The sequence below is a fragment of the Pseudofrankia sp. DC12 genome, from assembly GCF_000966285.1.
Classification (GTDB): Bacteria; Actinomycetota; Actinomycetes; order Frankiales; family Frankiaceae; genus Pseudofrankia.
In genome coordinates, this window is sequence record NZ_KQ031391.1 from 2638227 (window position 1) to 2664619 (window position 26393).

Here is a 26393-nt window from a genome sequence, read left to right on the forward strand (position 1 = left end):
TCGACCTCGACCGGGCCCCGCCGACCGACCCCCGCGACACGGAGCCACCGATGTACCAGGCCACCGACGCCGCGCTGATCAGGGCCGCGGCCTACCCCCAGGATCTGGCGCTGCACGCCTGGCCCGACCTGACCGACAACCAGCCCGGCCAGTGGCTGGACTGGCTGCGTCGGGTGTGGGAACTGCCGCAGTTCGCGGCGGCCGTCGCGCAGGCCACGCCGGACCTGGCCGCCCAGATCGGCCGCGCCCTGGCCGACGAGCCAATCCAGGCCCGCAGGCTGCGACGGGTGACGGAGTCGACGGTCCGCTACCTGCTTCGGTGGACGACTCGGGCCACGCCGTTCGGCAGGTTCGCCGGCGTCGCGCCCGTCATGTTCGGTCCGCACGCGGCGGTCCGCTGGGCGGAGAACCACCACGTGGTGATCCGCCCGGACGGCCACCGGATCGCAGAGTTCACAGCCGCAGCTGAGCGGGGGGTGGCGACGCTGCCGACCGTCACGGTGGTGACGAACGCGCTGGGATTTCGCCGCGGCCGAGTGTGGGTGCTGCCCTGCGCCCGCGCTAAGGGCGACACGATGTGGGACATCGAGATCGGCCTCACCGACCCGGTGCGCGTGGCGGTCGAGGTGGCCACCGTCCCAATTACTTCTGGCGAGTTCATCGCGACGATGGCCGAAAAGCTGGCCAGCGACACCGCGAAGGCGGAGCGGTTGCTCACTGCGCTGGTGAGCGCCGGGGTACTCCTTACCGCGATCAGACCGCCGATGGTTGTGACCGACCCGGTCGCGCACCTGGCCCGTTTCAAAGCCTCTCCCGACCTGGGTACCGGGACCGCAGTCGATCTGCGCGTCGACTGCGCGGTGACGCTGCCTCCCGCCGTGGTCCGCGAGGCCGAGGAAGCCGCCCGCGCGCTCGTCGCCGTCGCGCCCCACCTGCCGGGCTGGGCCGACTACCACCGCGCATTCCTCGAACGATGGGGTCCCGGCGCGGCGGTACCAGTGCGCGACGTCCTGGCCATCCTCGGCTTTCCCGCCGGATACCGTGGCTCGCCCCGCCTCGACCCGGCAGTGCTCGCCCCCCGCGACGGGCTTCTGGCCACGCTCGCGCAGCGGTCGGCCCTGGATGGGTGCGCCGAGGTGGTCCTCGATGACGATCTGATCGAGTCCCTGCGGGGCGAGGACGACCGGCCGCCAATCCCACACACTGAGCTGCGGTTCACCCTCGCCGCCAGCACCCTACGTGACCTTGACCGCGGTTCGTTCACCCTGACAGTGGTGAGCGGGGCCCGCCACGCGGGCGTGGCCGCCGGCCGGTTCCTGCACCTGCTCACCCCCGGCGAGCTGGACCGTTTCCGCGCCGTCTACGCCGCCCTGCCGACCGCCCTGCCGGGCGCGCAGACCGTGCAACTGTCCGGCCCTCCACTGGACCCCCGGCTCACCACCGTCGCCCGTGCCCCGGAGCTTCTGCCAGTCCTGCCCGCCGGCGACTTCCACCCCGGCTCGCCCTGGACGCTGACGGACTTGGCGATCACCGGAGACGGCCAGCGACTGTGGCTGGTGTCGTCCACAACCGGCCGGTCGGTGGAGCCGCTGTTGTTCAACAGCGTGCGCCTGCCGGCGGGCCAGCAACCGATCCTCCGGTTCCTCACCGAGATCTGGACCGCGTGGACAGCGCCCTGCGCCCGGTTCGACTGGGGCCAGGCCCGTCACCTGCCGTTCCTGCCACGGGTCCGGCGAGGCCGCTCCATCCTGCATCCGGCCCGCTGGAGCATCCTGGCGAGCTCGTTACCCGCCCGCACCGCACCCTGGCCGGAATGGAAGACCGCCTGGCAGCGCCACCGCGAACGCCAGCGGCTGCCACGCGAGGTGCTGATGGGCGAGCACGACAGGCTGCTGCAGCTCGACCTCGACGAGAACGCCCACCTCGCGCTGCTGCGCCAGCACCTCGACCACCGGGCCAGCGCCGTCCTGATCGAGGCCAGTGGCTCATCGGAGTGGATCCACGGTCGACCCGCCGAGATCATGCTCACGCTCACTCACGCGCAGCCGGCGCCTCGCGCGGCCGCGCGCCCGGCCCGCCCCGCCAGCACCCTCGCCTACCGGCCCGGCCGCTCGCGCTGGCTGGACGCCCGGCTCGCCGGACGATCTGATCAGATCCTCGCCCGGCTCGCAGAGTTCCCCGACCTACCCCCTGGCTGGTGGTTTCTGCGCTACCCACGACCCGAGGCCCATCTGCGGCTGCGGATACCGCTCCAGGACACCACCCGATTCGCCCAAGCCACATCCAACCTCGCGCTGTGGGCAGCGCAGTTGCAGGACGACGGTCTGCTGGCCGACTACACACTGGCGACCTACCGACCCGAGACCCGCCACGGCACCGGCGAGACCCTCGCCGCAGCCGAGGCGGTGTTCGCCGCCGACTCTCGCGCCGTGCTCCAGCGGTTATCCGGCGACCGGCAGGCCGCGACCGCGGCAGGGATGATCGCCATCGCCGATGGGTTCACCAGCGACGGCGCCCGCTGGCTCGTCGACCACGCACCTCACCACAGTGGACCCCGCTTACAGTCCGCCCAGCTCGCGGGCGCCCGCCTGCCGTTTCGGGACAGCGACCTGGCCGCGGCCTTGGCCGCCTACCGGGCCCTCGCCCATAGGGACGGCCTGAATACCGATCAAATGCTGGCCGATCTGCTGCACCTTCACCACGCCCGCATGATCGGAGTCGACACCGCCTCCGAACGGCACTGCCTACGCCTCGCCCGTGCCGTGGCCCGTACCGACCTGATGACGAGAACAACCTCGTGACGGCGGGGCAGTCGCTCACCGATGGAGCTGCCGGCATCGCGCTCCTCCACCTGGAAACCGGGGACTGGCCGGCGGCCTTCGCGACACTGCACCAGGCCGTCGCCGACAGCGTCAGCGTCGCCGATAGCGCGAGCCTCTACTACGGCGTGCCCGCCCTCGCGTTCGTCCTGGCCGCGCGTGACCATCCGGGCCTCGCCCGAGCGAGGGCGACCGCCGCCGCGGGCACCGCCACAGTCACGCGCCGCCGGCTACAGGAGGCGCACCGCCGCATGGACGCCTGCGAGCGGCCCCGCTACGCCGAATACGACCTGATCCGCGGCCTGACCGGACTCGGCGTCGCACTACGCCGCATCGGCGATCTCGATCTGCTGCGCGACGTGCTGACCTACCTGGTGCGGCTCACCGAGCCGATCGACGGCCTCCCCGGCTGGTGGTGCCCGCACGGCCCCGACCGCGCCCAGGCCGGACCACCCGGCGGCCACAGCAACCACGGGCTCGCCCACGGGATCACCGGACCGCTCGCGCTCCTGGCCCTCACTTCAATCGACGGCCTCGAGATCTCCGGACAGGCCGAAGCCATCACACGGATCTGCCAGTGGCTGGACACCTGGGAACGGCAAGCAGGCGCAGGCACGTGGTGGCCTCAGCACCTCACGCTCGATGACCTCGACCGGGGCGAACCCCATCAGCGCGGCCCGCTGCGGCCCTCCTGGTGTTACTCCACTCCTGGTATTGCCCGCGCGCAGCAACTCGCCGGCCGGGCCCTCGCCGACCTGAACCGCCTGCACAAAGCTGAGGCCGCCTTCGCCGCATGTATCACCGACCCGGCTCAACTCGGCCGCCTCATCGACCGCAGCCTGTGTCACGGCACCGGAGGACTCCTCACCGTCGCCCGCCGGATCAACGCCGAGGCACTCACCCCCATCGCGATCGAACCCCTGGCCGACCTCCATCAACGCACCAACCGAACGGCCACCGAACAGGCCGGACTCCTCGACGGCCAGGCCGGCGCCGACCTGGCCACAGCCGGAACCACAACCACCAACTGGGACGCCTGCCTCCTGCTCTGCTAACCGAAACGGGCCCGACCATGAATGAAACAGCCTGGAGACAGGTAAACATCACCTACCCGGGCCACGATCGCCGTCAACGTGAACGCCACGCCGTCGACCACCTCGCCCACGTGCTTCCCGCAGCCGAGGCCGACGGCCTCATCACCGCCTGGTTCTTCATCCGCAAAGGGCCTTGGCGTATCCGCTACCTGCTCACCCAGGACGCGGCCGGCGGCCACCGCGGACCGAACGGCGATCCCGTCCGTCCCCTGCTCGTCGACGGGGTCAGCTGGACCCCCGACATCTACGAACCAGAAACGCACGCCTTTGGCGGCACCGCAAGCATGCACTCAGCGCACGCCCTGTTCCACCACGACAGCCACTACCTTCTTCCCTACCTCATCGACAACCCCACCGACCGCCGCGAACGTTCACTCCTGCTGTGTACCGCGCTCATGCGAACCGCAGGCCTTGATCTCAACGAACAGGGTGACGTATGGGCGCGGATCGCCGGCCTGCGCCCTCTAGCGACGCGCGGGCCTCTCGATCTTCAGAATTGGGTATCGTTCACCAGCAACGTCCGCCACCTCCTCCTCGGCCACGCCCGCGTAGGACTCATCGACCACAGCTGGATCAGCGCATTCGAGGAAGCGGGCAGGAAACTCCGAGCTCACCGCGAAAACGGCACACTCACCCGAGGACTACGTGCCGTCATCACACAATACGTGATCTTCCACTGGAACCGCCTCGGGCTTAGCGCCGTCACTCAGGCCACGCTCGCCCGAGCCGCAAGGGAGGCCCTTTTCCGCAGCCGTGCCGCACCCGTCTCGTGAAGAAATTCCCTATGCCGGTAACGGATCCCCGCGCTGCGACCATTTGTCCCTCACGGGAGCTTGCCGGACCCACGCACCCCGGACTGCGCGAAACTGGATTCACCAGTCCCGGCTGTCCGCCACTGACCCGTCGATACTGAAACCAAAACGCAGCAATCGATCATCACCGCCCTTGGCGAGCAGCCAAGCCAGCCGGTAGGCGGCCTGCCCGTCGCCGGCGATGGCCCGGCCACGCAGGCCCTCAATGTCCCCTGTCTTGGCCAATTGCTCGGTCATCCGGTGGGCGGCATTCTCATCACGAATGTTGGCGCGGGCGTGCGGAGTCTTGATCGCACCCTCGATGTTCCCGGTCTGGGCCAGCAGCCTGGCCAGCCGGTAGGCGGCATGCCGGTCGCCGACGTCGGCACGGGCACGCAGGCCCTCGACGTCTCCGGTCTCGGCCAGCAGCCTGGCCAACCGGTAGACCGCGTTCTCGTCGCCGCTGTCGGCACGGGCACGCAGGCCCTCGACGTCTCCGGTCTCGGCCAGCAGCCTGGCTAAGCGGTAGGCCGCGTTGTCGTCGCCAGTGTCGGCGCGGGCGCGCAGGGTCCCGACCGCCGCCGCGACGTCCCCCGTCTCGGCCAGCAGCCTGGCCAACCGGTAGACCGCGTTCTCGTCGCCGTTGTTGGCACGAGCTCGCAGACCCTTGTCGTTCCCGGTCTGGGTCAGTAGCAGAGCCAGCCGGTGAGCGGAATGCCGGTCGCCTGCTTCGGCACGAGCACGCAGACCCGCGGCGTCCCCGGTCTCGGCTAACAGCAGGGCCAAACGATAGGCGGCATTCTCATCACCGCTGTCCGCGCGGGCACGCAGGGTCCCGACTTCACCCTCAACGTTCCCGGTCTGAGCCAACAGGTCCGCAAGCCGGTGGACGCTATTTCGGTCGCCTGCTTCGGCGCGAGCACGCAGACCCGCGATGTCCCCGGTCTCGGCTAACAGCAGGGCCAAACGATAGGCGGCATTCTCATCACCGCTGTCCGCGCGGGCACGCAGGGTCCCGACCGCACCCTCGACGTCCCCCGTCTCGGCCAGCAGCAGGGCCAGCCGGTGGGCGGCATGCCGGTCGCCCAACTCGGCGCGAGCACGCAGACCCGCGATGTCCCCGGTCTCGGCTAACAGCAGCGCCAAACGATAGGCAGAATTCTCATCACCGCTATCCGCGCGGGCACGCAGGGTCCCGACCGCACCCTCGACGTCCCCCGTCTCGGCCAACAACTCTGCGAGCCGGTAGGCCGCGTTCTCGTCGCCGATGTCGGCGCCGGGGCGCAGAGCCTCGATCGCACCCTCGACGTCCCCGGACTCGGCCAGCAGCGTCACCAGCCGGTAGGCGGCGGCTCGCTCGCCGGTGTCGGCCAGAGCACGCAGGCCGTCAACGTCCCCGGCCCCGGCTAGTGTCCTGAGTCTTTGGTCCTCGTGTAGATCGTATACTTGAGGTATGCCTGGGACGCGCGCTGTGCAGATTGAGCTTTCCGTCGAGGAGCGGCGGGTGTTGGAGGGCTGGGTGCGGCGTCCGAAGACGTCGCAGGCGTTGGCGACGCGGTCACGGATCGTGCTGGCGTGCGCATCGGAGGCCACGAACGGGCAGGTGGCGGGGACGGTCGGGGTATCGATCGGCACGGTGGCGAAGTGGCGGGGCCGGTTTTTGAAGGATCGGTTGGAGGGTTTGGTTGACGAGCCGCGGCCGGGCCGGCCGCGGACGGTGTCGGACGACCAGGTTTATGAGGTGGTCACGAAGACGTTGGAGACGACGCCGCCGAATGGTGACACGCATTGGTCGACGAGGTCGATGGCGAAGGCGACGGGGTTGTCGCAGTCGACGGTGTCGCGGATGTGGCGGGCGTTCGGTTTGAAGCCGCATTTGGTCGAGACGTGGAAGCTCTCGACCGATCCGCTGTTCGTGGAGAAGGTCCGTGATGTGGTCGGGGTGTATCTCGATCCGCCGGAGAAGGCGATTGTTCTCTGTGTCGACGAAAAAAGCCAAATTCAGGCTTTGGATCGCACCGCGCCTGTTCTTCCGATGATGCCCGGTACCCCGCAGCGGATGACTCATACCTACGTCCGCAACGGCACGACCAGCCTGTTCGCCGCCTTGGACCCGACGTCCGGGTCGGTGATCGCTCAGCATTACCGGCGCCACCGCCATCAGGAATTTCTCCGTTTCCTGAAGCTGATCGACGCCTCGGTTCCCACCGGCTACGACCTGCATCTGATTCTCGACAACTACGCCACCCACAAGACTCCGGAGGTGCAGAAGTGGCTGCTGCGGCATCCCCGGTTTCATCTCCACTTCACCCCGACCTCGTCGTCATGGATGAATCTCGTGGAGCGCTGGTTCGCCGAGTTGACGAACCGCAAACTGCGTCGCTCTGCTCACCGTTCCGTCGTCGAACTCGAAGCCGACATCCGAAAGTGGATCAACGCCTGGAACAAGGACCCGAAGCCGTTCGTCTGGGCCAAGACCGCGGACGAGATCCTCGAGACCCTCGCCGCCTACTGCCAACGAATTAACGACTCAGGACACTAGCAGCTCGGCAAGCCGGTAGGCGGCGAACTCGTCGCCATTGTCGGCGCGTGTTCGAAGGAGGGGGACGGCGATGGTGTAGATGCGCCGGTCATATGTGGCAGTGGCGATGCGGTCAATGTCGTTCGGGTCGGTGAGATGGTCGCGTAGCGCGGTCCAAAGGCTGGCGGGTGGGCGGTTTCCGTGGCGAGCACGCGTCGCGTATTGGAGGAGGTAGTCAGCGGTGATGTAGCCGGTAATATTGCCCATGCCGCCGAGTCCGGCGGGGTCTAGAGCGGCGGCGGCGCCGTGCATGGTGTTGTTGTCAGTGGCGTAGGCGAGGGCGTCCTCGAACCAGTCGCCGGGGGCCCGGGCCTGCTGTCGGGCGTTGCAGTAGCCGGGTGCCGCCGCGCGCAATAGGGCTGCGGGCAGGGGTGCGCGGGCGCCAAGGCGGGCGGCGTCGAGCGCGGCGGTCAGCAGCGCCGACCGGTACGGCCCACGGGCCGGGCCGCCGCTGGCGATGGCCTGTTCCCAGCGAGCGACCAACTGCGGGGCGGCGGCCAGCGTCTGGGTCAGCCCGTAATCGGCCGTGGCAAGCGCGGCTCGCAGCTTCGGGTCGGTCTGGGCGGACCGTTCGGCTCGGTCATATTCGGCGTGACTGAACGTGGAGTCGATCTGGACCGAGTCGGCCAACCACAGCAGGCTACGTTGCTCCCGGTGGCGGTCCTCGTCGCTGTCGCGGTCCGGCAGCGCAGTGTAGCGGGCGAAACGGTCGGGCCAGATCGTGGCGACCACCACCACTGGCCCCGGCCCGTCCAGCAGCCCACGCAGCACGCCGGCGGTCAGGCCATGGTCGCCATCGAGATAGTTCTGGATCTCATCCAGCCAGACCACCAGCTGGCGCGGCCGAAGCCCGACCAGCGCGCCGACCGCCGCAGCGTCGGCCGGGTGAACCAGCCACCAGTCCGACACGACGGCGCGCACCGCCTCATAGACCGTCCGAGTCTTCCCCACCGACGAGTCCCCGATCAGCAGGACAAACCCGCCCCGTTCAGCGGCTGCAGTGATCTTGGCGTGAACCCCGTCAACTGCCTCGTCGACATCGCGGGCTACATAGGCCGGCAGGTCCCCGTCCGCCACGCCTGACACCTGGATCGGCCGGTGCACTCCCAGCCAGTAGGGGTCGGCATCCGCGACCCGCCGCCACCCCGCCAACAGGCTGCCGGATGACCCTGGAAACCAAGGTCGGGCGGGGCTGGCCCCGCCTGGGAATGCCACGGGACGGTGAGGTTTGCCCCGACCACCCGCCACAGCTGCCAGCAGGCGCACCCCAGCTTCCTCCTGTTCCAGACCGAACAGATCAGCCCCGACCAGCAGTCCGAGAAACCCTGGCAGGGAGCAGTCCTCGACCCGTACCGCCACCAGCTTGCGGGCGTTGCCGGACGGGTCGGCGGCCCACGCCGCCTGCCACTGCGCCTCGCCATACGCCGAATCCAGATAGGACGCCGACACGACCGCGACCGTGCGGGCCGTCGTCGAGACTGCCCAATCCAACTCACGGATTAGATGTGCACCGGCGCTGAAGTCCCATGCCTGTAGCACCACCCGGTAGCCGGCATCCTCCAGGTGCCAGGAGATCCACTCCGCCCACGGCCGGTCGACCTCGGCGTACGACACGAAGAAATCCGCACCGTCACCAACGCGCCCGCCGACCGGCGCGTCCGCCCCCGCTCCCACAGCAACAGACTCCCACAAACAATCTGTCACCGACAGTCACCTCTCGGCCTCCCTAAACTCAGCGACAGCTGCCGTCGTGGGCGGTCGGTGGGGCTGACAGCCGGTGGACGGCGATTTCGCTGAGGAGTTGGGTGCCGTCTAGGAAGCTGAATTCGACGGCGTGGTCAGGGCCATCAATGGGCCTGGTCTCGTCGGCGAGGTAGAGGTCGAACCAGTACGGCCGTTCGTCCTGTGGGTCGCCGAGTTGGTGACGGGATGACGTCCAGACGCCCGCGGCAGTCCGGACTTTCTCGACGACGTAGAGCTTGCCCTCCGCCGGGTTCGCGGCGGTCGGCTTAGTGTCGGCCGCGGTCGGTGCGCGCACGACGAGCCAGAGAACTTTGCCAGCGGGGACGCGCGCTGCGGTCCCAGACATGACGTAGCAGAAGTCGACGGCCGGGTGTGTCGGTCTCGTCGAGATAGCCGGCAGCCTGTTCGACCGCGAACGGCAGGTCACCGACGGCGGCGGCGAGCTGGCCGGCCACAGCCCGGTCCAGGCCAGAGACCCGCTCCTGGAGCAGGGCCACGGAGGCGTCCCGGTCTAACAGCGGGACCGGCAGCGCGCGGCCCAGCCCGCGGACGGAACGCAGCCGTGAGGTCACCAGCACCCTGCCGCCTTCACCGGGCTGGAACGGTGCCACAGCGCCGACATCTTCGACGTTGTCGAAGATGACCAGCCAAGAGGCAACTCTTCGCAGCGCGATCCAGATCGACGCCGGGTCTGAGCCAGGAGGCAGGCCCAAGGCCTTGGCCAGGCCTGCCAGGTGCTGGCCAACGAGCTCGGCCCGCTCGGCGGGAACCCACCAGGCGACATCGAACTCTGCAGCATGACGGTGGGCGTATTCCAACGCGGCCGCCGACTTACCCACTCCGCCCATCCCATCCAGCGCGACCAACGCCACCCTGGCATCGGCGGTCAGTTTCGCGTGAAGGTCGGCGAGGAGCCCGTCGCGCCCGACGAAGCGTGGCAGACGCCCAGGAAGGTTCCAGACCACAGGCCCAGACGGTGTCGCGCCGCCCACGGCAGCGGCCGTGGCGATGCCGTCAAACGCCGAGTTGTTCGGGTAACGTTCCCGGGCCGCCGTGAGAAGCTTCCGCCTGCCGTCGACCAGCGCACCGGCGCGAAGCTCCCGAGAGATCGCCGACCAGAACAGCCGGGGCGTCGGTGCACTCGACGGCAGGTCCGCGAGCGGAAAGCGCACGGCAGCCAGAAGATCCGTGGCGGCGTCACGGTCATGAAAGACCGCCGCGAACGCGGAGATCTCCCGCTCGGTCAGCCCTTCGCCGTTCACCGCACCCCCGCGCACGGCCGAATCCACGCAGACGGACGAGGCCGTCACACCGCCGCACATCTTCGCACCAACCGCCACCGCCTGGTGCGCAGACCGCCCAGGAATGACACCCGGCAGTTCGCGGCCAGCCCGGGCTGATGGGCGGTATCGCGAACAGGCTCCCGGCCGTCCGCGCCCGGCAAGATGATGAGATCAGGGCCTGTCTGGACACGTCCGTCCCGTCCGCCCGCTTCGGGTTGGCTGGAGCGTCCCGAGCTGTCGCGCGAACCGCCGGGTGACCGGTCCTCGTCGGACGAGCGTGCCTCGCGACCTTCCGTAGTCCCGCCGGTACCGGAGGGCGGCGTTCGCCCAGCGGCGTCAAGGAACGCGCGGCTGGCATGCCATCGTTGCCTCTCGGACCAGGCGGTAGGGCCGACCGGTCCGGCCGCCTTTCGCCCATCTCCGTGCGCCCAGGAGTGTCGATGAATCCGCCCCCGAGGTCGCTGGACCGCCGCCGTTTCGGCGTGCTCGGGCTACTGGCCGGGGCTGGTGTCCTCGGTGCCACCGCGTCGGGATGCTCCGGCGACCCGGCCGCGGACGCCACCCCGAGTGGGCGAACCCCGCCTCCGTCGGCCGACCGGGCCGCTCTCGACGGGGCCGTCTACGGGTACGCCGGCGTGACGGTGGCCCGCACACGCGCCTCACTGGTCTGCCTGGTCGGCGTGAACACCCTCGTGCACCAGCCCGAGCTGGCCTCGCCGGCCTCCCGGCGCGTCGTCGCGCCCAACGTCGACACCCTGTACTCGACCGCGTGGCTCGACCTGCGGTCGGGGCCGTACGTGCTGACCGTGCCGCAGATCAGTGGCCGGTACTTCAGCTACCAGTTCCTCGACGTCTACAGCAACACGTTCACCACCATCGGGACACGGGCGACGGGAGGCCGGCCCGGGCGCTGGGCCGTGGTGCCGCCTGGCTGGACCGGCGCACTCACCGACCTGGCCGACGGCGACGTCACGGTCATCCACGCGCCGAGCTGGGATATCTGGCTGGTGGGACGCACGCTGGCGCGCGGGCCCGGCGACCTCGCGGCGGCGAAGGTCGCGCAACGCGGCTTCCAGCTCGCGCCGGCCACGTCGACCGGCGCGACCACGAACCCGACCGGCGCCGGCCAGGCCGCCACACCGCCGCCGCTGCCGGCGCCCGACTGCGGCCATCCGCTCGACCCACAGGACCCGACCGACGGCGGCGCCGGTTTCTTCGACGAACTCGCCGCGCTGTTGGCCAGCGACCCGCCGCCGGCCGCGGACCGACCGGTCCTCGCCGAGCTCGCCACCCTGGGCGTGACGCCCGGCTCGACCCCCAGCAAGGGGAAGAACCCCGCCACGGTGGCGGTGCTGGCCAAGGCGGCGCGGGAGGCCGAGGCGACCGTGACCCGCGCCGCCGACCGACTCGGCGAGCCGGCCGGCACCTGGACGGCGTCCTACGGATTCGGCACGTACGGCACGGACTACCTGACCCGCGCGGCCGTCGCGGCCACGTTGCTGGCCGCGAACGTCCCCGAGGAGGCGACCTACTACAGCGCCCGAGCCGACTCGACGGGCCAGCCGCTGTCCGGCGCCGCGACCTACCGGCTTCACTTCCCCGCCGGTGGGCTTCCGCCGGCGGGTCCGGGCGGGTTCTGGTCCGTCACGCTGTACGGCGAGGACAACTTCCTCGTCGACAATCCGGCGAAGGTATACGCGATCGGCGACCGCACCGAAGGTCTCACCCGTGGCGCCGACGGTTCACTCGACCTCGTCGTGTCCGCCACCCAGCCCGGCGAACCGGTCGCGAACTGGCTGCCCGCCCCGGCGAACGCCGCGTTCAGGCTCTACCTGCGCGTCTACCTCCCGACCACGGCCGCGACCGGCCACCACTGGGCCCCACCACCAGTAGTCCGCGTGACCAGCTGACACCCAGGTTGGCGCTGACGCTCCTGACCAACAGCGGCCTGCGGGGCGACGAGCTCGACGGCGGCCAGGGCGAGACCGTCCGAGTCCCCCAGGCCGACGGCACACTGATCAAACCGCCCGTCGAGGAGGGCTCGCCGCCGCTGCCCTCGCTGCTGTCCCTCGGTCCTGGAATGCGTCTGCCTGCGCCGGGCGATCGAGACCACTCTCGACGTGGTCCGGGCGGGTGGCACCGTCAGCCGGGTCGGCGCGCCGCAGTATGCCGAGGTGCCTATCGACTTCGGGTGTTCTTCCGCAACGTGACCCTGACGGGCGGGGTGGCGCCGGCCCGCGCTTACATCGACGAGCTCCTGCCGGACGTGAGACGGCACCCTCGGCCCGGGCCGCGTCTTCGACCGGACCGTCGGTCTCGACGAGACACCGGCCGGCTACAGGCGATGACCGACCGCGAGGCACTGAAGGTGCTCATCCAGAGATCGGCGCGATCCTCGTCGAGCTGTGGCATGTCGCCGACGAGGAGTTCGACGCCAAGAACCGTCGAAGTTGAAGTGCAGCCAAGTACGGATCATGCGAACCAGCATGGCGAGCACGTCGTCCGGGAGACCGTCGATAGCATGGTAGGCGACGCCGCGGAACTCGCGAGTGTCGATATCGTCGGTTATCGGATCGTTCCCGGCGATGTCAGTCGCCACATCGCCACCTGGACATCGCCGCCTTCAGGTTCGGGCGTGACCTCACCTCTCCCGAGACTGGGTGCCCACGCCGCAGCAGGCGCGTCCCACTGCCTCGTCCTCGGCATTGGCAAAGCGGAGGCCGCACCTGTTCGCGCCGGGTTCGGCCGCCCAGACAACGAGCGATACAAGCCGGAGAAGCCACTGACGGTCATCCATAGCAGCTGGCTATCACCAGATCCGTTTGTTCGCCGTCACTTCCGACGAAATATGCATACCAGGCCGCCGCCCCTGGCCGGAGGACAGATGACCCTCTATGTCGGCTCGTCGCGGACTGGCGCCATGACCTTGCTCGGGCGAGGGGTCGATCTCTTGCTGCGTGACCTTGCGGCGAGTGCCGCGTTCTCATGTGGCCGGCCGACAGCTCGGCGGCGCAGGCGGTGGACTGCCTGACGGGTGCCTCCAACGCTGCGGCGGCCTAGCAGAAGCCCTTGTCGTCTGAACGACTGGCTGCGGCGGCATCGCGACGGAGCGTGTTCTAGGAGTCGCAGGGATGTAGCCTGGCCGGTTGGCTTCTCCGGCGGAGGTGGCGCGATGTTAGTCAGGACGCTTGATGACCTGCGGAAGGCCGACGACGTCACGTTGCGTTTCACGCCGCTGGGATTCAGCACGAGCGGCGGCCTGCGCCCGGAGGACGCCGCGGCGTACCTTCAGGGCCTTGTCGCCGGATCCGAACTCGCACCGCGGGTCGCCGAGGGCACGCGGCGAAGCTTTGACGATCTTCGTGAGGTCTTCCCGCTCGGCCTGTTCAACTACACGGTCTTCACACTTGTCCGCGACCACGCACTCGTCTCGTTCGAGCAGGCGCTGCGGGATCGTTTCCTGGAGCACCATGCCGGCACCATCACCTTCGTCGACGACCCCGCCGACCTCCGCGAGGACGTCGTTGTCGCCACCTTCGACGACGTGAAGGCGGCGGCCGACCGAAAGAGGCGCGACCGCCGCACCATGCCGGACGGGAGGAAGTCCAGCTGGCAGCTGGCCGTCACCGACGCGGTCAGCATTCCGTTCAACGGGATGCTGCACGGCCTGCGCGAGTGGGCCTGGCAACTCGGGCTCCTGCGCGGACAGCGCAACCGGACGATCGAGAACGCCCTCACCGAACTCCGCAACCTCGCCGCTCACCCAAACGGCCATCACCGGGACACGCCGGTGAGCGCTGCCGGGATGGTCGCCGACCTCGCCGAGATCATCAACCAGCTGTGGGGTGTCCCCACCCCCGGAGGGCGGCTTTACCCCGCTCCCGTGCAACGCGATGTGACCGTTCTGGCCTGGAATGGCGCCGGCAGGCAGGTGTACCGCGCCGACCTGCTGGCCGGCGAGCTTCACCCGAGCGACCGCGACCGTCGCTGCCTGATCTTGCGGTCGCCGTTCGCGCCTCAACGGCAGGGATCGTTCGCGGACCTGCACAGTTTCGACTCCCGCTACGAGACGACTGCCCACCCTATTGACCTGCTGTGGGGACCTGGCCCGGTCGATGAAGCCGCAGCCTGGTATCGCCAGCATCGGCCCGAGCCAGACACCTACGACGCGGTAGAACGACTTTTCGCCGTCCGCCACGTCGACGGCCAGCTCTACCGGCCCATGCGACCAGCTGTCGCTGCCGCGCTTCCCGACCACGAACGGACCGGCCGCTGGTACTGCGTCAAGGCTGACGTCCCCGACGGGGCGTTCACCCACGTCTACAGCGTGATCGTCGGCACGGGCTGCCAAGTCCACGGACGATGCCCGGCCTGCCACGCCACGAGCCTTGCCTGCGGCGACCACCAGGAGGTCATGGCCGCGCTCATCGACCCGGCTACCCCCGCACAGCCGTTGCCACCCGACTTCGCCACCGAGTGGGCCGGCCCACGGGCTCGGCCCGTCCCTTGACCACCTCGCAAAGAAACTAAGCCACCCAGCTGTGACTGCTTATTATCCCGACTCTTGCGCCTCCGCAGCATAGACGTGTTGAGCATCGTCGCGAGCACGGCGTTCACCGGTGTGTATCGCACATCAGCCGACGCCGAAATCGACCTCATCGAGCGTGAAGGAATACTCGATCTGCCGCTCGCGCCCTAACTTTGTCGAGCATGTCCGCCAGCTGCCGCCGACGTTTCAGCACCGCCTCGCCTAGGAGGTATCGGCGCAGATCGATGCCAATGTCGGCGACGGCCACGTCCTCGGCGAGTTCTGTTGGGCCGAGGCCGCAGTCAAATCGGAACGTGCGGACCTTCGCGCGGCGATACAGGTAAAGATCCTCTTTGATGTGGAGCCATGCCCGTGCCTCGGCCCAGCCGTCCTTCCATGCCACGTCGAAGCTACGGATGAACTAGTCGTCGATGACACCCTTTTTCCACAGTCGAAGCGCGTCGAGTCGAGCTGGCTGTGCAAGACCGTTGGACGGGCCGAGCTTTCCATCCTGCGTTACATCCCAGGTCGCCCAGGACCGACCCGATGTTCGACAGCTCGTACACCGACACCCCGACCAGCAGGCGGCGCAGTGGTCCGGTGCGCAGCTCCTGGACCCTCTCGGCGAGCGGGCGGACCGCGACGCCTCGCCGTTACCCGCGGAGGCCGGGCGGCGCAGGGCGAGCGCCACGGCGGCGAGCCCCGGCAGCGCCATGATCAGGAAAGTGGGGCGGACACCGACCACCGACAGCAGTCCGAACGCGAGTAGGGCGCCCACCGCCGCGCCGAGCGAGTCGACCGACCGCTCGATGCCCAAGCGGTAGCCCAGCAGCCGTTTGGGCGCGATCTCGGAGATCTGCGCCGGGCGCAGCGGCGTCCGCAACCCGCGCGGGACGGGCGACCCCGGCGGACACGCAGTCCGGTGTCAGCCCGCCGACGGCATGTTTCCGCAGGTAGCGGCCCTGTCGGTAGCATCGGGGATGCTAATCGTTGGACCATGCATGATGGGGTAGCGGTTCGCATTGTGGTCACTCAGGTTCACCCCTGATCATTGGCGAACCCGCAAGCTGGATTTATGTCCCTTCTGTAGCGGTTCAACTACACCTGTATGGCTGGGTCGGTGTGGGTCGCAGGCCCCAAAGCGCAGGTAGAACGTTGATCGCGGTTCGCCCCTGGAACGTTCGCGTCCCGCTGACCGGCGAGTGGTATTGATCTTCCCTCTTGTCTGGTCGGAGCGGCTGGAACGGGCGTCGGCGGCCAGCGTTCGCCGAGTCGGCTGAGTTCCCGCCGTACGCTGACGGGATCGGCGATTGGCGGAGTTGAGCTGCTTGTCTACAGAAAGTTCCGTGTCGACTGCCAGCGTGCCGCGATTCTGGTGCCTTCGCGGCGGCGCGTACACGCTCGACGATCAAGGCTTCCTGCGCGATCCTGACGAGACCTGGCTCGGTACGCGCGTGGCGAACCCGGAGGCGCTGCGCACCGATGACGTGCGCGAGCAGCGGTGCGTGGCGTTGCTGGGAGAACCTGGCACGGGAAAGTCGACCGCGGTCGCGGAAACAGCGCAACTGGTTACCGCTGGAGTGTCGCTCCTGTCCTTTGACCTCGGGGCATATGGCTCGGAGGACCGACTGGTGCGCGAGGTGTTCGACAACTCGTCGATCGCCGCGTGGTCGGCCGGGTCCGACGAGCTGTGTCTCGTGCTCGACTCCCTTGACGAGGCTCAAGCCCGAGTCCCCAATGTAGGTGCGATCGTCGCCGACTGTGTCCGTCGGCTCCCGTACGAGCGGCTGTTCCTGCGCATCGCCTGCCGAACTTCGGACTGGCCACCGGGACTGGAGGGCCGGTTGGAGCAGCTGTTCGGCGCGGTTACGGTGGTCGAGATCCTGCCGCTTCGCCGGGCAGATGTAGCGGCGATCGCGGCAGCCTGGTGCGATCCGTCGCCGTTCCTCCACGAGGTCGCGCAGGCCGGCGCCGGGCCGCTCGCCGCCCGGCCCCTGACTTTGCGATTTCTCGCCCGCGCTTTCGGCCAGTCGGGGGCGCTGCCTGGGCGGGGCGCCGCGTTGTACGAAGCGGGAATCCGCGCTCTCTGTGAGGAGCAGAACCCCGTCCGCCGCGACGCACGGCTCGGGGGTGTGATATCGCTCGATCAGCGCGTCGCGATCGCTCGACGTGTCGCCGCGGCGACGGTGTTCGGCGGTGCGTCTGCTATGTGGACCGGTCCGGAGGTTGAGGCGCCGGGCGAGGACATCGCTGTTGAGCGTCTTGCCGGGTCGGTCGAACCGACCGACGCGGGCAAGGTTGACGTCTCCGTGTCCGCGTTGTGGGAAGCCGCGCGGACGGGGCTGTTTGCTAGCAGCGGTGGACAACGCCTCGGCTGGGCACATGCGACGTTCGCTGACTTCCTCGCCGCGGATTGGGTAGTCGCCAACGATCTATCGGCGACCCAGGCCGGGCCGCTTTTCCTCGGCCCGGACGGCCGCTGCTGGCCGCAGACCCGTCTTGCTGCGGCCTGGGCGGTGGCGATCGCACCGGAGCGATTCACATTCCTTACCGCGGCGGACCCGGCGGCGTTCCAGGGTGAGGTCGAACTTCCGGGCGACGCACTGCGCGCCGCGGTAATCGACGGGTTGTTCTCGGTCGCCAGCATGCTTACCGCAGCGCCGTGGGAGCGCTCATACCACGCGCTGCGACACGGCGACGTCGCCGAACAGATTCGCCCGCACCTGCGCGACCCCGACGCGGACTGCCGCCGCTTGGCCCTTGACCTCGCCGACGAGTGCGCCGCAGTCGAGCTGAGCGGTGAGCTAGCTGCGATCGCCACAGACACCGCCGTTGAAACGTACGACCGCGTCGCCGCCGGCCGGGCACTGGCGCGGCTTCCGGACCCCCACCGGACCGCGGCGCTGCGCCCGCTCGCGTCTGACGCCGCCGCGCGGGGCGACGACCCGAAAGACGAGCTGAAAGGCGTCTCGCTGCTCGCCTCCTGGCCACATGCCATATCCAACGCGGAGGTGTTCTCCGTGCTGACTCCCCGCCAGCAGCGCAACTATCACGGCGCCTACGCCGTGTTTCTCGATCGGTTTCGCGCCAATATCACCGCGACTGACATCGACGCCGGCCTCACGTGGCTCCTCAGCGACCTCACCACGCCAAGCGACGACCACGATGTGGGTGCCCTTGCGAACCGCGTACTGACCCTGGCCGCAATGCGTCCGTCCGACGCCGCTGTCGTCGACGCGTTCACCCGCGTCGTCCTCGCCCGCGTTGATCAATACGAGGGCCTGCTGTTCGAGGATCTTCGCCCTGACGAACGCGGCGACCCGCTGGCAGACCCTGTGCTGCGACGGGCCGTCGCGACCGCGGTGCTCGCTACCGACCAGACGAACAGGGTGCTCTATAGACTTGCTGGTCCCAGCTCGCACTCGCTCGCCGTCGTACGTGCCGAGGACCTCGCGTGGCTCGCCGAGATGTACGTGGAAGCCGACAGCGAGACGCGGGAAGCGCTGCGCTCGCTGTTCGGCTGGACGTTCGACGCCAGCGCCCCCGAACACCGAAACCTGGTGCTCGACATGCCAGTCGGACACCCCCTGCATGTCGATCTCGTCCATGCCTGGGTGAACCCGGTCGCGCTCGACTCGCCCGAGGCCGACAACATGCGTCGATCCTGGAGGAAGCCTCACGAGCCGAAGCCTGCGAGCGGCGATGCCGACAACGTCAACGAGCAGATCGAAGAGCTGCTGACACGGTTCGACGAGGGCGAGGCGGTCGGCTTCTGGCACAGCACACGGCTGCTGGCCGTCGCGCCGGGTTCCAAGTGGCCTGGGGTCGAGTTCGACCTGGACGTCGTCGGCATGCCGCGGTGGCCGACTCTGAGCGAGGAGTTGCGTGAACGCCTCGTCGAAGCCGCCGATCGGTATCTGCGCTCCCACCTGTGCGAGCCTGAGCAGTGGCTCCATAACCCCGAGACCACCTACTTTCCGGCGGAGGCCGGGTACCGGGCGATGCTGATGCTGCTCCGGATCGCGCCCGAACGCCTTGCCCAGCTGCCCCCGGCTGCGTGGATCGAATGGGCCCCGGTCCTCGCCAGCGTGTCCACGGCGGCCGTGAACGGCCCGACTTGGGAAGACAAGCTGCGGATGTTCGAGCTCGCCGGACCTGCGGCGCATGACGCGGCCCGCGCCGCGCTGCTGACCTGGGTGGACGCCGCCGTGTCGAAAAGCAGGCGGCCGTCCGCCTCCAACGAAGCCAGCTACCTGTGGGACGGCAATGTCGCGTCCACCTATCTGTCACTGGCTCGGTCCGCGGAGGCAGAACCGCGCGAAGAACTCGTCACCACGCTCGCCACGCACGACTTCAGCCTGCTGCGACCGTTGCTGCTGGAATGGTTGGAGAATCCGTCCGACCCCGACCGGTATCGGCTGGCGGCGGGGCAGCTCATCGACCACGACCTCGAACAGAGTTGGCCGGCGGTGAAGGCCGCGCTCGACGCTGCCCCAACGCTCGCGGAGCAGGTGCTCGGGCACGCGTTGACGGTTCGTGGCTTCAACCGGATCGATCACGTGTCGCCCTCGGTCCTGGCCGATATCTACCTGTGGCTGCGCGCGAGGTTCCCACCGGAGTCCGACCCGCAGTTCGACGACGCCCACCTGGTCGGGCCTCGCGAGCAGATCGGGCAGTGGCGCGATCGACTCTTGGGCCAATTGCGAGACGAAGGGTCGCCGGAAGCCGCCGAGGCTATCCGCGTGATCGTCGCGGCGCTGCCAACCGAAGGGTGGCTCACGAGGACGCTGTCGATCGCAGAAGCGGCGCTGCGGCGCAACCAGTGGACACCCACGCCGCTGCCCCAGCTTCTCCAACTGGCCGACGACCGCCGCACAGTCCTGGTGAACGACGCCGCCGCCCTCGCCGCGGCGGTCGCCGCCGCGATGGACGACATCCAGACACGGCTGACCGGTGCGACGCCCGAGTCGCACTACCTGTGGGACACCCACTCGGGCCGGCCGAAGTCCGAGGACGAGATCTCGGACTACCTCGCCAACGAGCTCAACCGCGTCCTGACCGAGAGCGGCGCGATCGTCAATCGCGAGGTGCAAATCCGGCGCAGCCGGCCCAGCGGCATCGGCGAGCGCACGGATCTCCTCGTTGACGCCGCTCCTGGGGGCGGGGCCAACACAGGCCGCATATCGCTGCCCATCGAGGTCAAAGGGGCCTGGAACAGCGAGCTGCGCACTGCCATACGCGATCAGCTCGTCGAGCGGTACATGTGCGACACCGCCTCCGACGACGGCATGTACGTAGTCGCCTGGCCCGATCTGGAGGGCTGGACAGACCTAGCCGATTCCCGGCGGTCGGCGCTGGCGTCGCTCAACCGCGATGCGGTCGAGGCCGAACTCGCCGCGCAGGTATCCGCACTGGCGCAGGACGGGACGCGAGTGCGCGTGGTGCATCTCGGTATTGACTACCACCGACAGAGGTGAGGCGGTGTCGGCGTTGCGGTGGTCCGCTCGATCTCGGAGTCGATATCGATCAGTGCGTCGGTCATCGGGCCGATGCGGAACTCTGCGACCTTGAGCAACAGCGTGGCGTGCAGGCGGCGACCCTCGCGGCGGCGGTCTTTCCGTGCGCTGGACTCTGGTCGGTTCTCGGGCGCGTCCGGGGCGCCGACCAGCCTGCCATGCGACGGGTTTGAAGCGAGGTCGTCATCCCGAGAGTCTCCGATGAGTAATTGCCTCGCCGCTCTCCAGCAAGACAGCGACCGGACAAGCACCGGTCCCACTGCCATGTAGCGGGAGCAGAGCATATGGTGCGCGCTGCACCCGCGCATACAGGGGGATGATGCGCCGCAAAGCGTTACTTGCCGTCGTCGTGATTGCCATGCTCAGTGCGGCGGCCTGTGAGCCGCCCGGCGCAAGCACAGCCACGCCCGGCCCTCCGGTGACTGAGTCGTCGCCGCCTTCGACCGGTGGGCCATCGCCCTCGGGCCCCGCGGCATCGGCTACCGCAGGCGGTACCACGTCGCCGAGCGACCCCGCCGGCGTTCCGGCTGCAACCGCGTCGACGATGCCCACTGACGAGGAGTACCTGGCCGCGGCCTTCAATCCGATCATCGGGCAGCCGTGCACGCAGGGCGACGAGGTCACGCTCAACGCACCGGGCGAAGCGGTCCGGATCTGGGCTCGCTGACACCAAGGACGGCTTGTACCTAGTCGCCTGGCCCGACCTGGACGGCTGGGCAGACGTAACTGACTTACGGTGGTCGACGCTGGCGGCACTCGACCGCCAGGCCATCGAGGCCGAGCTCGCCGCGCAGGTCTCCGCCCTGGCGCAGGCCGGGACCCACGTGCGCGTCGTGCATCTCGGCATTGACTTCCCGCCGACCGGGCTGAGGCGAGGTCGTGGTCCCTGATGCGCGCTTTGGAGCCGGCAGCCCATCCGTATGAGCATCCGTCACCTGGGCGGCCCGCGCGGGGCGGGTCAAGAGTGCAGTCGTAGGAGTGTGGTGCCGAGGGCTTGGTCGGTGGCGCAGCAGAGTTCGTCCTGGTGCCACCCGAGGTTGGTGATCGGTGCGGTAAGCCGCACGGAGGTCGCCACGGTCGAGGCGTGCAAGTCCCAGAGCAGGACGGTTCCATCGTGGCTGCCGGCGGCGAGGAACTGGCCATCTGGTGTGAACCCGAGGGCGGTGACCTTGCCGAGGTGGCCGGTGATGGTGGTGTGTTCGGTCCCGTCGGCGAGGTTCCACAGTCGAATTTCGCCGACGTCGTCGCCGGTGGCGATTAGCCGGCTGTCTGGTGAGGCGGCGATCGTTCGGACCCAGGTGTGGTGGCCGTCGAGACGGGCGTGCTCGGAGTCGGTGGCGATGTTCCACAGCACGGCGGTTCGCCCGGTGCTGGCAGCCAGGAGGCTGCCGTCGGCCGAGAACGTGGGGAGACCGACCTCGCTGTTCCAGCCGGTGAAGGTGACGTGCTGGTCGCCGGTCGCGGTGTTCCAGATCCGGACGGCAGGACCGGTCTCGGTACTCACGATCAGGCGGCCGTCCGGGGAGAACGCGAGGCGCTTGAGGTAGTTGGCTGCGCCGTCCGGGGAGCGTGGGGCTGGGTCGAACCTGGTGTGGACGGTGCCGCTCGACGTGTCAGAGAGGCGGATGGATCTCCCGACGACGGTCGCGAGCAGCCGGCCGTCCGGGGAGAAAGCCGCTGTGCTTCCGAAGTCGAGGCCGCCGACGTGGACGGCGTCCTGGGCGCCTGTGGCGGCCCTGTAGATCCATCCTGTCTGCTCATCTGTGCAGGCCGCGAGTAGCCAGCCGTGGGAAGCGTGACCGAGGCCCAGCGTCCACAATCTGCGGCCGGGGGCGTTCTCTGCGTGCGGGTTCCACAGACGGGTGGTGTGGTCGCCGCTGCCGGTGGCGACGGCCTGGCCGTCCGGAGCGAAAGCGACCGCGTTGACCGGCGCGGTGTGGCCGGTGAGCGTCGCTCGCTGGACGCGGCTGGTGGCGTCCCAGATCCGCAGCGCGCGGTCATCGCCGGCGGTGGCGAGCAGCCGGCCGTCGGGCGAGAACGCGAGGGCGTTCACCGCATCTAGCCATTCGGTAGACACGGGGAACGTCACTGGAGTTTCAGCGTCTGAGGTGGTGTCCCAGAGGTAGATGGTCTCGTCCTTCCCACCGACGGCGAGGATTTGACCGTCTGGGGAAAATGCAATGACCTGTACGCCTCCGCGGGAGATGCCGTAGAGGGCAACGTGCTCGGCGCCGGTGTCACTGCTCCATAGTCTTAGGGAACCGTCCCGACCTGCGGTCGCGAGCTGCTCGCCGTTCGGGGAGAAAGCCACGGTGCGTACGTCGTCGGGATAGGGATGGATGCTCACTCGGGCGATGGCGGTCGCGACGTTCCAGAGTGTTGCCAAGTGGCCGCCTCCGGCGGCCAAAAGCTGGCCGTCGGGGGAGAACGCGAGGGAGGTAATCCGCCCGAAGTGGCGGCCGGTGAGGACAACGGGTTCGGTGTCGGCGTTCAGATCCCACAGGAGCACGTCGATGCTGCCAGTCGCGAGCAGCCGCCCGTCGGGCGAGAACGCGACGCTTCCGACGCCGTCGCGGTAGCCGCTCACCACGGCGACTTCGGTGCCTAAGTCCACGTCCCAAAGACGCACGGTCCGGTCGTCGCCACCGGTCGCGAGCAGGGCGCCATCCGGGGAGAACGCGACCGTGTTCACGGCGCCGGTGTGGCCGGCGAGGACACGCAGCAGCGCGGTGTCCGTCGTGAGTGTCGACCAGACGACCTCGAAGAACGTGCCGGTGAGCATCCGAGTATAGGCGGCGGCGCTCGCCGCGAGTTCGGGAACCGAGGCGATGTGGGCTGCCAGCGTCGGGGCGAGCCCGTTGGCGGGTAGCGGCGGGTAAAGCAGGTGGGTCATCCCAGCCAGGGAGCGGGCGAGGGCCCGGGCCTGGCCGGTGGCGACGATGGCGAGGTCGATCTCGGCCGTGAGCGTGGAACCGGTGCGGACAAGCGACGCGGCGACCCACCGCAGGTCGGTGGCGACCGCGGCTGCGTCCTCGGTCAGCCCCGCGCCGACGAGGTGGTCGATGAGCCGGCCGGCCAGATAGTCGCCGGCGAGGTTGTCGGGCAGGTGCGACCAGTCGGTCCGATCGTCGGTGTCGGCGGTCAGGCGACGGGCTGCGGCGACGAACGCGGCGTGACCCTCCTGGAGGCCGGTCGGGCCGAGGTCGTGGCGGAGAAGCGTGCGCACGACGTCGTGCAGGTCGACCATCGGGCCGGCGTAGGTCCACTGGCGACGTGCCAGCCGGCGGTGGTCGAGCTCGTCCACCAGCTTCTTGGACCGACCGGGGCTGAGCCCGCCGGTCTCAGCCCAGAGCAGAGCGATGACGTCGAGGGGGATGGCCGTGTCTTCGGGGAACATCGCGAGTTCGCCGAATCGGAGCCGTTCCGCCGCGGTCAGGCCGTTCAGGCTGACCTCGAGGGTGGCGTGGAGGCTGCTGTCGCGGCTCGTCTCGTCCCGGATGTCGAGGACGGCGGGCCCCTCGGCGGCCAGCTGGTCGGCGAGCGCTTCGGCGGCCTGGGCGGGTGTGGCGCCAGCGTTGAGATCGGCGCGAAGCGTACCGTTGGCGAGGCTCAGGGGGAGCGGCCAGCGGCCCAATGCGTCCAGCAGCCGGCGGGCCAGAGGGCCGGGCAGGTCGCCGACCTGCCCGCAGAGCAGCTCCCGGGCCTCGTCATCGGTCATCTCTTCGACCGACACCACCCGGGTGCCGGTAGGCAGGGCGCGGACCACCCGGGTGGTGACGAGCAGCCGGCAGGCTCGCCCGACAGCGCGGAACGGGGCAAGCTGGGAGGCGGACCAGGCGTCGTCGACGACGAGCAGCACAGGCGGCCCCCCGGCCAGCAGTTTGGCGACCCGGCTCGCCGCCTGGACAGGGTCGGTCAGACCGGTGGGAGCGCCGGTCAGCGTGACAGCAAGGTCGTCGAGCAGCGCGGTCAGGGAAGGACCATGGCGGTCCTGGCCTACAGCGACCCACAGCAGCCCGCCCGGGAACCCGGCCCGAACCTCGTCACGGTCACAGACCACGGCAGTCAGGGCGGTCTTCCCGAAGCCGGGCGGCCCCTCAACGCCGATCAGCGGCGTCGCCGGTTCCAGCAGCGCCGCGAGTAGCGCGGCCTCCAACTGGGGCCGTGGCACGATCGGCGCGGACGACGGAGGCGGCAGTTGCCAAGGCCGGCCCGGGAACTCCTCCGCAGACGTGGACCCTCGAACCGGGTAGGGCGGCGCGACAGGCGGCTTGGCGCGGCCCCCCGACAGGGCCAGACCAGCCGCCGACAGCAGACGCACACGGGCCGCCGGCCCGGCGACATCGGCCAGGTCTACCGCGACGACCTGGCCGAGCACACCAGCCGGACGATGACCGTCGACACGGACCGTCAGCAACCGGCGTTCTTCGCCGGCTGGGTCGGCGAAGAACGCCGCCGCCCAGTCGACCCCACCGAGCGTCCACAGCTCATATGCGGCCGTCACAAACGCGATGGTGCGCCGCGCGTCTTGGACTGCCCGGTTGATCAGAAGAGGCAAATTCGTGCCCGGAGTCGCATCCCACGCCGGCAGCAGCACCGTGTAACCGGCTGTCTCCAGCTCCCACGCCGCCCACGCGCCCCAATCTTGGTCCTCTGGCGCACAGGACACGTAGAAGTCCCAACCGTCGCCCCGGCCTCCGTCGACCACTCCGCAATTATTCCATCTACCGAAACGGGATCGAATCACCTCGACCCGGTAGGAATCTGGCGGTATCACCCTCTCGTCTTGCAGCGACCCGGATCCGCGCATCGGCCGTCAGCCAGCCCGTGGCGCGTCCGCGCAGGCGGTAGTCTCGCCGGTCGAGCCGAGCCCCGGGAGTTCGTCGCGGTGATCGTCTGATGGGTGGTAGGGCGTGATCGCTGCTACCCGCCGCGGAATCGCACTGCCGCCCCGCGTCTCGCGGCCATGCTGGACCGCCTCACAGGGTGCGAATCAGCGGCCAGCCGGCTGGCGGCGTGTCTGCGCAGGTCGCGATCCCGCGCACGCACCGGCGACACTGATCACCGGGCCCGGCAGAATCGGGTAGCGGTTCGCATTGTGGTCAATCAGGCCCACCAGGTTCGAGTCCCCCGAGGCCCACCACTGAGAGTGAATAGCCTCTGACCTGGGCAAATGAGTTGCGCCTACCCGCCGAGACGAGCGACTGCTACCTAAACGTGCAGATAGTTGCATGATCATTCGGTTCGTACGGAAGGATGGTCTTCATCCCGCCACCCGATCCAGTTGCTCTGCGTGACATCCTGCCACCATCGAGCGGCACCGGTGGGCGGGCCGATCAAAACGGCTTCGTCGCTCCGGCCCAGATCGGGAGGGACCAGAAGCGATTGGGACCCGCAACGGCCCCGGCGGGCTGCTCGCCTCCAGCGGCGACGACGGTGCCGTTGCGGGACGTCAGCAAGCCAGCCTGGGGCTCCGCCTGGTTGGCGCCCGTCTGGGTTGCTGGGCTGGGGCCGGACGGCCTTTTGCCCGATGCGCCACCGGCTCGACGCCGACCTCGGCGAGCACCCGCAGCGCGTCGAGCTTGGACGTCGGCTCGACGATCCGCGCCAGCACGAGCTGACGGAACACCTCGTCCCCGCCAGCCGCAGCGTCGAAGCCGAGCGTGTCGTAGGCACGGCAGAGCGCATCCCACAGATGCCCCATCCGCGACGCCACGATCGGAAGCGGCGCGGGCCGCCGTCCCCACGGTGTCCAGGCCGAGGTCAAGCTCGTTCTGCCCGGCCGCGAGCCGCTGGCGCGCGGCCCGCTTTCAGCGCTTCCACCTCCGCCTCGTCGTGCGCCGAACCGACATGGTCCATCGTCTGGGAGCCGCGACGGTTCGAGTACACGATCTGCACCGCAGTCGCCCCGGACGCTGTCTTCACGGTCCGCACATAGGCCACGAATCCCGAGCCTACGGCCGGCTTCAAGTCAGGACTGGGCATCGCCCCCGGCCACGGTGCGGGTAGCGACCGGACGGACAGAGATTTCAGGGCCA

The 26393-nt window shown here is 69.2% G+C and carries 16 protein-coding genes and 1 pseudogene; 9 read left to right on the plus strand and 8 right to left on the minus strand.

What is annotated here, in order from left to right:
• Positions 1-50: 50 nt before the first annotated feature.
• The 3 genes from FRADC12_RS10555 to FRADC12_RS10565 are packed head-to-tail and all read left to right on the plus strand — an operon-like array spanning position 51 to position 4686.
• Positions 51-2801 carry a lantibiotic dehydratase gene (locus FRADC12_RS10555; RefSeq protein WP_045876518.1) on the plus strand — a complete coding sequence of 917 codons (2751 nt, stop codon included), beginning with the start codon at positions 51-53 and terminating at the stop codon, positions 2799-2801.
• Positions 2798-3874 carry a lanthionine synthetase C family protein gene (locus FRADC12_RS10560; protein WP_045876519.1) on the plus strand — a complete coding sequence of 359 codons (1077 nt, stop codon included), beginning with the start codon at positions 2798-2800 and terminating at the stop codon, positions 3872-3874. The genes FRADC12_RS10555 and FRADC12_RS10560 overlap by 4 nt, the downstream gene beginning before the upstream one ends.
• A 17-nt stretch (positions 3875-3891) precedes the next feature.
• Positions 3892-4686: a thiopeptide-type bacteriocin biosynthesis protein gene (locus FRADC12_RS10565; protein ID WP_045876520.1), complete on the plus strand. Its 795-nt coding sequence runs from the start codon at positions 3892-3894 to the stop codon at positions 4684-4686.
• Positions 4687-4785: 99 nt separating this feature from the next.
• Here FRADC12_RS10565 and FRADC12_RS10570 read toward each other — a convergent pair whose 3' ends face one another.
• Positions 4786-6039, minus strand: coding sequence for an SEL1-like repeat protein (locus FRADC12_RS10570; RefSeq protein WP_045876521.1), 1254 nt, complete (start codon positions 6037-6039; stop codon positions 4786-4788).
• 118 nt (positions 6040-6157) lie between these two features.
• Here FRADC12_RS10570 and FRADC12_RS10575 point away from each other — a divergent pair, with 118 nt between their 5' ends.
• Positions 6158-7246, plus strand: a complete 1089-nt coding sequence (locus tag FRADC12_RS10575) for an IS630 family transposase (RefSeq protein ID WP_045876522.1) — start codon at positions 6158-6160, stop codon at positions 7244-7246.
• Here the strand turns inward: FRADC12_RS10575 and FRADC12_RS32145 are convergent.
• From FRADC12_RS32145 to FRADC12_RS10595, 3 genes are read right to left on the minus strand one after another with little or no spacing between them, the layout of a single operon-like run.
• The gene (locus FRADC12_RS32145) at positions 7235-8959 is read right to left on the minus strand and encodes a toll/interleukin-1 receptor domain-containing protein (RefSeq protein ID WP_052710823.1); all 1725 of its coding nucleotides are present in this window, start codon (positions 8957-8959) and stop codon (positions 7235-7237) included. The two genes, FRADC12_RS10575 and FRADC12_RS32145, sit on opposite strands and share 12 nt — an antisense overlap.
• A gap of 58 nt (positions 8960-9017) precedes the next feature.
• Complete coding sequence (locus FRADC12_RS10590) at positions 9018-9323, minus strand: hypothetical protein (RefSeq protein ID WP_045876523.1); 306 nt, start codon at positions 9321-9323, stop codon at positions 9018-9020.
• The gene (locus tag FRADC12_RS10595) at positions 9295-10305 is read right to left on the minus strand and encodes an effector-associated domain EAD1-containing protein (protein WP_198152855.1); all 1011 of its coding nucleotides are present in this window, start codon (positions 10303-10305) and stop codon (positions 9295-9297) included. The genes FRADC12_RS10590 and FRADC12_RS10595 overlap by 29 nt, the downstream gene beginning before the upstream one ends.
• A gap of 446 nt (positions 10306-10751) precedes the next feature.
• Between FRADC12_RS10595 and FRADC12_RS10600 the strand changes: the two genes are divergently transcribed.
• Both FRADC12_RS10600 and FRADC12_RS10605 read left to right on the plus strand, forming a co-directional pair.
• On the plus strand, positions 10752-12221 hold the full coding sequence (locus FRADC12_RS10600; RefSeq protein ID WP_084011306.1) for a DUF1254 domain-containing protein: 1470 nt from the start codon (positions 10752-10754) through the stop codon (positions 12219-12221).
• Between the two features lie 1262 nt (positions 12222-13483).
• Positions 13484-14821, plus strand: a complete 1338-nt coding sequence (locus tag FRADC12_RS10605; protein WP_052710825.1) for a hypothetical protein — start codon at positions 13484-13486, stop codon at positions 14819-14821.
• A 145-nt stretch (positions 14822-14966) separates the two neighbouring features.
• On the opposite strand, the gene FRADC12_RS31105 is transcribed toward FRADC12_RS10605, so the two are convergent.
• Both FRADC12_RS31105 and FRADC12_RS34840 read right to left on the minus strand, forming a co-directional pair.
• Positions 14967-15242: a hypothetical protein gene (locus FRADC12_RS31105; protein ID WP_157488793.1), complete on the minus strand. Its 276-nt coding sequence runs from the start codon at positions 15240-15242 to the stop codon at positions 14967-14969.
• Between the two features lie 18 nt (positions 15243-15260).
• Positions 15261-15722 carry an MFS transporter gene (locus tag FRADC12_RS34840; RefSeq protein ID WP_502685242.1) on the minus strand — a complete coding sequence of 154 codons (462 nt, stop codon included), beginning with the start codon at positions 15720-15722 and terminating at the stop codon, positions 15261-15263.
• A 463-nt stretch (positions 15723-16185) separates the two neighbouring features.
• Between FRADC12_RS34840 and FRADC12_RS10610 the strand changes: the two genes are divergently transcribed.
• The 3 genes from FRADC12_RS10610 (at position 16186) to FRADC12_RS10615 (ending at position 21245) form a co-directional block, all read left to right on the plus strand.
• Positions 16186-20316: an ATP-binding protein gene (locus FRADC12_RS10610; protein WP_157488794.1), complete on the plus strand. Its 4131-nt coding sequence runs from the start codon at positions 16186-16188 to the stop codon at positions 20314-20316.
• Positions 20317-20899: 583 nt separating this feature from the next.
• Positions 20900-21022, plus strand: a complete 123-nt coding sequence (locus FRADC12_RS33805; RefSeq protein ID WP_255355185.1) for a hypothetical protein — start codon at positions 20900-20902, stop codon at positions 21020-21022.
• A gap of 13 nt (positions 21023-21035) precedes the next feature.
• Positions 21036-21245, plus strand: coding sequence for a hypothetical protein (locus FRADC12_RS10615; RefSeq protein ID WP_045876525.1), 210 nt, complete (start codon positions 21036-21038; stop codon positions 21243-21245).
• 68 nt (positions 21246-21313) lie between these two features.
• Here FRADC12_RS10615 and FRADC12_RS10620 read toward each other — a convergent pair whose 3' ends face one another.
• Together FRADC12_RS10620 and FRADC12_RS33030 are read right to left on the minus strand one after the other, a co-directional pair.
• Positions 21314-25165, minus strand: a complete 3852-nt coding sequence (locus FRADC12_RS10620; protein ID WP_084010581.1) for a WD40 domain-containing protein — start codon at positions 25163-25165, stop codon at positions 21314-21316.
• Positions 25166-25861: 696 nt separating this feature from the next.
• Positions 25862-26298, minus strand: a pseudogene (locus FRADC12_RS33030) (IS1634 family transposase); the annotation flags it as partial.
• Positions 26299-26393: the final 95 nt, after the last annotated feature.